Origin of the sequence: Rhodococcus opacus B4 (assembly GCF_000010805.1) — a bacterium.
GTDB classification, from domain to species: Bacteria; Actinomycetota; Actinomycetes; order Mycobacteriales; family Mycobacteriaceae; genus Rhodococcus_F; species Rhodococcus_F opacus_C.
Window position 1 is genome coordinate 549,525 of the sequence record NC_012520.1, and the last position, 8,668, is coordinate 558,192.

11 protein-coding genes are annotated in these 8,668 nt (G+C 64.1%); 7 read left to right on the plus strand and 4 right to left on the minus strand.

Going from position 1 to position 8,668, the window contains the following annotated elements; all coding sequences use genetic code 11:
• Nucleotides 1–70 precede the first annotated feature (70 nt).
• A complete protein-coding gene (locus ROP_RS38665; RefSeq protein WP_012687043.1) occupies nucleotides 71–1,063 on the minus strand; it encodes a hypothetical protein in 993 nt (330 codons plus the stop codon).
• Nucleotides 1,064–1,183: 120 nt separating this feature from the next.
• Between ROP_RS38665 and ROP_RS38670 the strand changes: the two genes are divergently transcribed.
• The 3 genes from ROP_RS38670 (at nucleotide 1,184) to ROP_RS38680 (ending at nucleotide 4,295) form a co-directional block, all read left to right on the plus strand.
• Entirely contained in the window at nucleotides 1,184–2,308 is a 1,125-nt protein-coding gene (locus ROP_RS38670; protein ID WP_012687044.1) for a DUF4062 domain-containing protein, read from the plus strand.
• Between the two features lie 307 nt (nucleotides 2,309–2,615).
• Entirely contained in the window at nucleotides 2,616–3,089 is a 474-nt protein-coding gene (locus ROP_RS38675; RefSeq protein ID WP_012687045.1) for a hypothetical protein, read from the plus strand.
• Nucleotides 3,090–3,359: 270 nt separating this feature from the next.
• Nucleotides 3,360–4,295 carry a DUF2971 domain-containing protein gene (locus tag ROP_RS38680; protein ID WP_012687046.1) on the plus strand — a complete coding sequence of 312 codons (936 nt, stop codon included), beginning with the start codon at nucleotides 3,360–3,362 and terminating at the stop codon, nucleotides 4,293–4,295.
• Between the two features lie 35 nt (nucleotides 4,296–4,330).
• Here the strand turns inward: ROP_RS38680 and ROP_RS44700 are convergent, their stop codons facing one another.
• The 3 genes from ROP_RS44700 to ROP_RS38695 form a co-directional block, all read right to left on the minus strand.
• Complete coding sequence (locus ROP_RS44700; protein ID WP_231869128.1) at nucleotides 4,331–4,876, minus strand: hypothetical protein; 546 nt, start codon at nucleotides 4,874–4,876, stop codon at nucleotides 4,331–4,333.
• Nucleotides 4,877–4,992: 116 nt separating this feature from the next.
• Nucleotides 4,993–5,424, minus strand: coding sequence for a GNAT family N-acetyltransferase (locus ROP_RS38690; protein ID WP_012687048.1), 432 nt, complete (start codon nucleotides 5,422–5,424; stop codon nucleotides 4,993–4,995).
• 79 nt (nucleotides 5,425–5,503) lie between these two features.
• On the minus strand, nucleotides 5,504–6,016 hold the full coding sequence (locus tag ROP_RS38695) for a hypothetical protein (protein ID WP_043827405.1): 513 nt from the start codon (nucleotides 6,014–6,016) through the stop codon (nucleotides 5,504–5,506).
• A 289-nt stretch (nucleotides 6,017–6,305) separates the two neighbouring features.
• Between ROP_RS38695 and ROP_RS38700 the strand changes: the two genes are divergently transcribed.
• Genes ROP_RS38700 through ROP_RS38715 form a run of 4 tightly spaced genes read left to right on the plus strand, consistent with a single transcriptional unit; the run spans nucleotide 6,306 to nucleotide 8,045 of the window.
• Entirely contained in the window at nucleotides 6,306–6,977 is a 672-nt protein-coding gene (locus tag ROP_RS38700) for a hypothetical protein (protein WP_231869129.1), read from the plus strand.
• Nucleotides 6,978–7,009: 32 nt separating this feature from the next.
• Nucleotides 7,010–7,399, plus strand: coding sequence for a DUF3846 domain-containing protein (locus ROP_RS38705; protein ID WP_043827356.1), 390 nt, complete (start codon nucleotides 7,010–7,012; stop codon nucleotides 7,397–7,399).
• 20 nt (nucleotides 7,400–7,419) lie between these two features.
• Nucleotides 7,420–7,779, plus strand: a complete 360-nt coding sequence (locus tag ROP_RS38710; protein WP_012687052.1) for a hypothetical protein — start codon at nucleotides 7,420–7,422, stop codon at nucleotides 7,777–7,779.
• Nucleotides 7,776–8,045, plus strand: a complete 270-nt coding sequence (locus ROP_RS38715) for a hypothetical protein (protein ID WP_012687053.1) — start codon at nucleotides 7,776–7,778, stop codon at nucleotides 8,043–8,045. Before ROP_RS38710 ends, ROP_RS38715 begins: the two co-directional genes overlap by 4 nt.
• Nucleotides 8,046–8,668 lie beyond the last annotated feature (623 nt).

The following is an 8,668-nucleotide window of genomic DNA, read 5'->3' on the forward strand; positions in this document are numbered from 1 at the left end:
TGATCGCAGTCGAACCACCCTCTCGCTGATTCCGACCGAGCGGTAGGCGCATGTGGACGGCGGGGCAGCGTCAGAAGGGAGGACCGTCGGGCCAGGTCCCGGTGGCGGGCAAGGCGTCGTTTGGGAGCGGAAGGTTGGTAACGACATAGAGATTGAGGATGTCGTCACGGTCCATGAACAGAATCTGACTCCGTTTGGCGGCATCGAGCTTGTTGCCGAGCCAGTTTCGGGCCTGCTTGGTGATCTCGCCGCCGGCCACGATGAAGGCATGGTCGACCAGGACTCGCTTTCCGATCTCGGGATCGAAAATCTCGTGGCCAAGCATCATCAGCGCCTGGTTGTGGATCTCGGCGACGTTGGCGTTGCCGGTCTTCGTCATTCCGGAGGAATCGAGCTTGCCCTTCTTGGCCTGAATTCCGAAGTAGAGGACGTGTTGGCTCGGCAGTGTGTAGCGCATCCACACGTCCTTGCCGTACTCGAGGGACTTGTCCTTGTGGCCGGCGGCGGTGATGCGATGAAAGCCGAGCTGTCGGAACAGAGGGAGTAGGACCTCCTCGATCAGCTGGTCCTCGGATGAGGTATCCAGATAGGCGATCAGCAGCTCCCGACGCTCGCGTTCGGCGGCGGAGAACGGTCGATGGGGGTTGGGGCCGGGGATGGCGATCGTGTTGGTGGGGAGATGTCGCAGGTAACAGATCTGGTCAGGGCCGTAGAACGCCTCGTACTGCTCTCGTTCCAACGCGACGTTGAGTAGCGAGAGCGCTCCGGGTCTGTCCGTTCCCTCGTTGAGGGCATCCTTCGGTTCCATCAAGTGGCTGATGACCCGGGAGAATGTGTCGGGCAGAGTCGTCGCACCCGTGGTCGGTTCCTGCAGGATCTGGGTGAGGACGTCGGCGACCCAGTCGCGTCGCGTTGACCCGTCGTGGCGGTAGTCGGTGTCGAGGTCCTCGAAGAACTCGGTGAGCGACGAGCTGGTCCGATACAGAAAATGGGCGTCCTCCGACGTGGCGTTACCGCAGATCATGTCCGCAAGTTGCCTCAGTGTCCGCTTCCTGAACTCCACGGTGCCCTTCCCCTCATAGACGTAACAGCGTAGCGCGGGCGACGCCTCGCGTTCACTGTGCCGGCCCGTGGGGGACCGTCACGTCGGTGGTCTGTCGTAGGAACCGGGCACACTTGCGGTATGCGGATCTTCATCAGCAGCGTCCGGTCAGGTCTGGAACCGGAGCGGGACAGCCTTCCCGGCCTGATTCAGGCCGTAGCCCACGAGCCGGTGCGGTTCGAGGACTTCGGGGCCCAGCCGCACCCGAGCCGCGAAGCATGCATCCGAGGGGTCGACAGCAGTGATGTTTATCTGCTGCTTCTCGGACCAAAGTACGGGCACGTCTTTCCCGAAACCGGGCAGTCGGCCACTCACGACGAATGGGTAGCGGCCCTGACAAGGGGCATGCCGAGGCTGGTCTTCCGGAAAGTTGGTGTGGACTTCGAACCGAAGCAGGACGAATTCGCTCGAATGGTTGGCGACTACAGCACCGGCAACTTCTACGGAGAATTCACCGATGCGGTGGACCTGCAATCCAAGGTGGTCCAGGCGCTCAGGACACTCGACACCCTGCCGACAGCGCTGACCTACGAACGACTCACCGAACCAGTTGCATTCGCCTGGAAAGACCAGTGGGATCGACCTCCTGCCGGACCGCAGAGACAAGACCCCTACGTGGAGCTGCACGTACGCCCACTCGACGGCGAGCCCCGCTCCGCCCGGCTGATGCGCACCCTGCCAGAGCAGCTCATCAGTGCGCTGCGAACAGCGGGGGCTCTGCCCCCGGAGGCAGGGGCGAGCCCGGATGCGACCAGTGATGCGGTCGTGGTCGAGTTACCGACCCGTGGTCCTGCAGGGTTCGAACAGACGCGCCCGACCGAGCTGCGGGGCGTGCGGGTCGACGGCACCGGGCAGTGCTCACTGTGGTGGTCCCTGCCGTACGACAGCCTGAGCTCGATCATCGACGCTGAGGAACTCACGGCAACGACAGCGAGGCATCTTCGACTGATCGGCGCGATGAAGCTGTTGACCGGAGAGCGTTTTGCGCTCGGCATCGGGTTGGGCGGAAAACAGAGATCAATTACTGAAGACAAGGTCACCGGTGTACCCCGCAGCCGGGTGTCTCTCGGCTTCGGTAGCGTCCCGACCGTGCGCGTCGACCCGGACGAGAGCCTATCGGCCGCCGCGTTCGATCGCGGTGCCGAAGAGTCCGCGCAGGTCCTGGTAGCGGGCCTCCTCGACGCGTTCCGCGCATCCACCCGATGACAGTCCTACCTAGGGCAACGCGCACCCGACAGGGCGAGGTGATCGCGGACGTGCCTCACTCCGGGCGGCGCGGTTACTAGTACCCTCTTCCGGCCTTCTGAAAGCTGTTGGCGTATGCACTGATGAACTGGTTCGCTCGCTCGGAATCACCGCCGCGCTGCGGGAACAACCAGGAGTAGCGGACGGGTGTCAGTCGCGGCAGACCTGCTAGGAAACAGCTTCCAGAAAGCCGCTCGCCAAGCCGCCACCACGATTTGGTGACGTCCGTGTCGGCCAGGATGTCGGTGGGCCGATGTAGCTTCTGCGCGTGACTACCGACGACTTCGTCACGAGCGCGTCCTCCGCGTTCGTCGGCGCCGAGGAACTGAACAAACGTGCCGTCCCGCTTGGTTACGCCGTGCTGACGTCAGCCCACGGGAGACTCGGACGCGAGGATGGTGAAACATTCGAGGCTCACTACTCCGTGCGCCCCTTCGGGGCCGAAGATGGGGGAGAGGATCGTTACTTCCCCGACCTTGAGGCGGTCGGTAAGTACTTGGATCATCTGGAGACTCTTCCGTGGTGGCGGCTGGACCTCAACGATGGCTCGGTGGAGGTGGACGGTGTCGAGCTGACGGTCACCGACAAATCGAGTGGCGAGACGATCTATCTCGGCGGCGGCTGGAAATGGATGATCACCGGGTCGATGACGTCTGGCCAGGTTATCGGCGAGAACCTGAGTCAGCTGCAAGTCCGCGCCGAGGATCCTCCGAAGTTCGGTCGCTGGCGCAAGGTTGGATGACGGCCCGCGTCTCCGCGTCACCTGCACCCGGGATGACAGAGCCGGCCGCACCGTACCCGCGGCCTGCCTGCACGAGCGCGGCGACGTGCGAACGGGTGCGGAGGGCCGGATGGGTTGCGGCCGCTGTGCATGCCCCGTACCCGTCGTCGCCAAGTGGTGCTACCTGCAACGTGACCACAGGTGGGACCCGACAACCGTTTCCCGCTCAAGTGGACTTTCTGAGGGTGCCGCTGAGCGGAAGTTCGGAGCCGCTAGGGGAGACTCTTGGCCATGGATGAGACCATGACCGTGCCGCCGATTCTGTATCACTACACAGACGCCGCGGGGCTCGCCGGAATTGTGAATCCGTCCTCGTGGCCGGTCAAGTACGAGAACAACAAGCTCGCGTACGGGGTTGCGGCGAAGTTGTGGGCATCGGACGTGCGGTACATGAATGACTCATCCGAGCTGAAGTTCGGGGCAGAGGTGTTTCGTGAACAGTTCACGGCGGCTGCCGCCGATCCGGCAGTGAGCCCGGAGTTGCGTGAAGTATTCGCCGAACTCGCGCGCTGGTTTGATCCCGACAGATTGTTCGAGTGGGGACTGCGATGCTTTGCCACCTGCTTCTGCAAGAAGGGCAATCTGCTGAGCCAGTGGCGTGGTTATGCCGGTGGCGTCGGTGGGTACGCGGTCGGGTTTTCCGGGGAATCGATTGCCCTCAATACGTGGGCATTTCATCCAGGAACCACAGTCATGGGTACTGGTACGGTGCGCGCAACACTTCGACAAGTGGTGTACGGCGAAGACGAAGCGAAGAAGGCCGCGATCCAGTTCGTGCAGGGGGTGGTTTCAGGGTCTGGGTTCCATGTCGCCGGCCCCGACGGGAAGCTCGATATGTTCATGCTGGCGGCGTCGGCCTTTCGAGAAATCGCGGCGGTAAAGGACTCTGCATTCGAGCAGGAACATGAATGGCGCCTGACAACCGAGGGCGACGTGAAGTACCCGGCGAATCTTCGTGCAGGTCGGTCCGGGCTGTTGCCCTACCTGGAGATGGCCGTGAATATACGAACCGAGTCCGATGCGTCTTCCTGCCCGACGATCTCACGGTTGGTAGTGGGACCGGGTCCTCACCAGCCGGCCCAGGTGGCAGCGGCCCGAGAGTTACTGCGAAACAACGGGCACGACCCTGAAGTGGTCGTTCCATCCGACGTCCCCTTCCGGGGGTAATCGACCGAGCAGTGCACCGGTCGGCATCCGCGCCGCTACCGTCCTCGCAGGAAAGGCGTCGTCGATGCGACGACGGGAACGTTGTAGCCGTTCTCGTCGAGGAGACGCGCGGTTTCGTTGAGGTCCTCGGTCAGCTTGGTGGGGGTGTTCCGCGGCCCGATGCGGACGGCGAGGATCGGAAGTGCGAAAACGGTCTCGGTTGCGGCGATGAGAGTGGCATCGTGATCGGTGGGGTCGCCATTGACGAGTTCGACATACTCAACGGTGCGCGGCCCGTAGGCGCTTGGCCGTTCGTGTCGCGTGTCAGACGCCGGATTCATCACGGCGATGCGGATCTCTTCCTCACTTTCGTAACCTTCGTGCTTTTGCCAACACAGCTGTCGGAGTGCAACGTTGAGCGCGTACTGGTTACAGATTTCCCGCCGACGGGAATCGCGTTCGGATTTGAAATGTAGACGCTCCTGCCCCTTCAGGCGTAGTTCGGTGAGCACCTTCCGGGCATGCGCCAGCGACCGCGGATCGGCGATGGCGGCAGCCACCATGATCCCGCGGACGGTGTTCTCATCGACGAAGGCATGCACGAGCACCCACCTTAGAACCGTGCCTTCCGGCAGCGTGTCCCCACGGTGGCCGGAGCAATGCGGGCAGTCAAAACCGTGCGGCCATGATCGTTCTGGCCGTGGGGTCATCGATGCGACTAGCTGGATGGGGGCCGGCGTACGAGGAATCTTTCGACGCCGGGGTACTTCTCGCCGAGCGAGGTGCTGGTGAACCCGGTCTTTTCGTAGAAGCGCACTGCGTCGGCGTCGGTTTCGGCGGCGAGCGGGATGTCGGGATGGCGTGCGTGCACCCAGTGGATGAGGGCGGTGCCGATGCCTTGTTGCCGGCAGGTGGGGTCGGTGGCGAGGTGCAGCAGCGTCAGCTGATCCGGTGTGGCGCTGTATCCGATCACACCGACCGGCAGCCGGGAGGTTCGGGCGACGGCGAGGACCGCGGATCTGGTCCGGTAGGGCACGAGTGCCACGTCTAGGCGGTCCCGATCTGCCGATCCGACCGCGTACGTCAGAAGGCGGATGATTCCGTCGGCGTCGGGATCGGTCACGTCGATAGCGGCCGGGGTTGCGCTCACGTGGCCCACGGTAAGGCGGGGTGCTGGACGCGCCGTCTGCGGGACCCGACGAGTTCGATTCCCCAGGAACCTTCGACCTTCATCCTCCCTGGCACCGGTCGAGGGCGTCCCAGGCGGCGCGCTGCGCGCACAGTTCACCGATGGCGGCGACCGCGGTGTCGGTGTGTGGGTCGACCCACACCGGTCCTTCCTGGCGTAGGCGGGGGTAGAGGATGTGCCGTCCTCGCGATGGCCACTGGATGAATTCGTATCCGGTCAGCTCGCCTTGCGTGGTCTCGGCGACCCAGACCGCTGTCTGCGGGTAGGGGGCATCCATCGATACGCCGTGGCAGAGGTTGAACCCACCAACCCCCGGTCCGCGCCAGCCGATGGTGACGGCGTACTGGTCGCTGATCGCGAGTTCCCACACCAGACGGTGTACCTGCACGTCGCGTCCGTATCGCAGGCACCGCAGGTCGCGCACAACGGCTGCGATCGCGAGCAGCCACGGGTCCGGTGGCTCAAAGCCGGGGGTGTCGTGGAAGTCCGGACCGTCGTCGGTCATGGCGAATCGCCACACCAAACTGTCCTGGTTCCACTCCGGCATCGGCATGGAACCCATCATCGCCGTCGACGACTCCCCGCGATGCGCCTTTGCCCTACCCATCCCGTGCCCCGGCACGGGATGGGTAGGTGGCGTTTTACGTGCTCGGGGGCTTGATTCTGGGGTGTTTTTGTGAGCGGTATACGGATCGAATTCGTTTGTTGTGCAGTGTGTTTCGGGTTGTTTGTGTCGGTGGGGTGGGCTATGTTTTCGGTGTCCCAATTGATGCGGGACGGAGGGGTTGACCACCCTTCCGTTCCGGTGAGCCCGGGGTGTTGTCCGGGGGTTTGGAGTTGTGATGTCTGTGGACGTTGCAGTTGTCGAGAACGTGACGAGCGGGGCGGGTGTAGCTGCCCCTGCCGGTGGGGTGTTCCCGGCGGATGGGGTGTTCGTCGAGGTGTGTGAGGGTGAGGCGTGGACGGCTGGCTGGCTGGTCGCGGACCGCACCGATGTGGCGGCGTTGTCGGTGAGCGGTGTCGCCGAGGACAAGCGTCTGGTGTCGGTAGCGTTGGTGCCGCTCTCACCGGATGCGCCGGTGTGGCAGGGCCGGGTGCACCCGGATCAGGTGGTGGTCGCGTCGTTGCAGCGCCCGGTGCCGGTGTGGTGGGAGCGGATCGCCACGTCGTTGGCGGAGGCGATGCGCGATCGCCGGGAGGTGGCGTGGCTGCGTGAGCACCTGCAGGCCAATCAGAAGGCACACGCGGACTGGGTGGAGCACATCGCGAAGGACGCGGGCACCTGGGCGGATGAGAACAACTTGTGCAGTGAGTTCGATCGGTTCATGGAGGAGCACGGGCTGCCGCCGCGTAGCCGGGAGTTCACGGTCGAGGCATTGGTGACGATCACCACGAAGGTGTCGGTGCCGGTGTCGGCCCGGTCCGAGGAGGTCGCCGAAGACGAGGTGGACGGGGAGGTGCTGGCGCGGGCTTTGGGCCGCCGGATCAGTGGGTTCCGCCGTCACGGTCTGTAGTTGCGTGAGTACACGGTGACGGAGGTGCAGGCATGAACGCCGTTACCAGCACGCAGACCACGGTGACTGTGCAGGCGGTGCGGATCGGTGTGGACGGGCGCCTGGAGGTGATCGACCTCGGGGCGGAGGTGAGCACCGGGGCGGCGATCCGGTCCGCGATCGGGTGCCGTTGGTTCGACGTGGTGCGGCTGACGCCGGATCTGGATATGTGGGTCGACGACGAGGGCGCAATCCAGGCCGCCGCCCAGGTCAATCTGATGGCGACGGCGATTGCGCGCGCCCACGGGGCGATCTGGCAGCCGTTCTGCGGGGCCGTGGTGTTCGCGGCCCACGACGGCAACGGCGCGACGGTGGGCCTGTCTGACGCCCAGAAGGATGCCCTGCTGACCGGTGCGGTGTTCGCGCCCACCGTGAACCACTGACCTCGGAAGGAAACCCCACGATGACAACAGCGACGGCGAACACGAATATCCCCACCACTGCCGAGGTCTACATGTCGCAGGGCGAGCGCGCCCTCAATCGCGGCACCCACTTCATCGAGGAATCGATCTGGGTCTACCTGATGCGCGACTGGGACGGCATCGATCGGTGGGTGCTCGATCCGGTGACGGTGGATGGCTGCGGGCTGGACTCCGGCCTCGAGAACGGTGCCCGCAACAGTGAGTGCATGTGTGAGGACAAGGCTGAGTGCAACGCGATCCGGGATCGGATGGATCGGGCGGCCCTGCCTACGGCGGATGATCTGTTGCACCTGTTGGCGGAGTCGCTCGGTTACACGGTGACGAGGGCGGTGCAGGCGTGACGGTGGAGGCGGTGATCGTCCGCGATCCTGATGGGCCGACCAGCGTGTGGGTGTTCGTGGGCGGTGAGCCGGTCGAGGCCGTGGAGAGCTGCATCGATGCCGGTGCGGGCTGGGACTGGGACGACTGGTGCGAGCACCGGGACGAGATGCTCGCCGGTGCCTCTCCGGCGGCCCGTGAATTGATGCTCACACTGCTCGACGGTCCGCCCGGCGGGGTCTATGTCGAGGGCCGCGACGATCGGCCCTGGCTGGACCCCGCAGCCTAGTCCGCCTCTCTCCGTACACGGCCCGCACCCGACCCCTGGGGTGCGGGCTGTGTGCTGCGTGTGGGCGTAATGGTGCTGTGACCTGGTGTGATGACATGTCCCCGGTTTGTGATGTGGGGGTGCCGGCGACGTGCCGGGGGGCACGCGTGTGTCTGTTTCGTCCGGTTTGAGCCGTTTTTGAATGATGTTGATTTACAACATGTTTGGATAATCAATTGGTGAATAAGTTTTTACCCGTGTTGTGCACAAATGTCAGGTTGTAAGGTTCGTAATTTGTTGTTGATCAATAGTTTTGGGTGTTTTGAGATTTTCGATTGTTTTGGGTTGCGTGGGGGTGGGGTGGTATGCTGTGGGTATGACATGGAGCGGCGAGGGAAGGCGAGTGGGCGGCGGGTCAGGCACGTTCCTCCGCCTCCCCGGCCTCGTTGGGGTGTGGGGGACCGGATCAAACGTTCCGAGTAAAAGTGCAGGTGAGAACCTAATCTTGGAAAACTCAGAGGAGCGAAGCGACTCGATCGACGGCAACGGGAATCGGCCCACTGCGAGCCGCGCAGCGGCTCCCTGGCGGGGAGCGAAGCGACTCGCCCCGTCTCCCGGCGCGGAGCGCCGGGAGCAGCGCCGCG

What these genes read in the sequence shown, in the direction of transcription:
- ROP_RS38670 (WP_012687044.1), top strand. Translation starts at nt 1,184, where the DNA reads ATGCGGATCTTCATCAGCAGCGTCCGGTCAGGTCTGGAACCGGAGCGG.
- ROP_RS38680 (WP_012687046.1), top strand. Translation starts at nt 3,360, where the DNA reads ATGGATGAGACCATGACCGTGCCGCCGATTCTGTATCACTACACAGAC.
- ROP_RS38695 (WP_043827405.1), bottom strand. Translation starts at nt 6,016, where the DNA reads ATGCCGATGCCGGAGTGGAACCAGGACAGTTTGGTGTGGCGATTCGCC.
- ROP_RS38700 (WP_231869129.1), top strand. Translation starts at nt 6,306, where the DNA reads ATGTCTGTGGACGTTGCAGTTGTCGAGAACGTGACGAGCGGGGCGGGT.
- ROP_RS38705 (WP_043827356.1), top strand. Translation starts at nt 7,010, where the DNA reads ATGAACGCCGTTACCAGCACGCAGACCACGGTGACTGTGCAGGCGGTG.
- ROP_RS38710 (WP_012687052.1), top strand. Translation starts at nt 7,420, where the DNA reads ATGACAACAGCGACGGCGAACACGAATATCCCCACCACTGCCGAGGTC.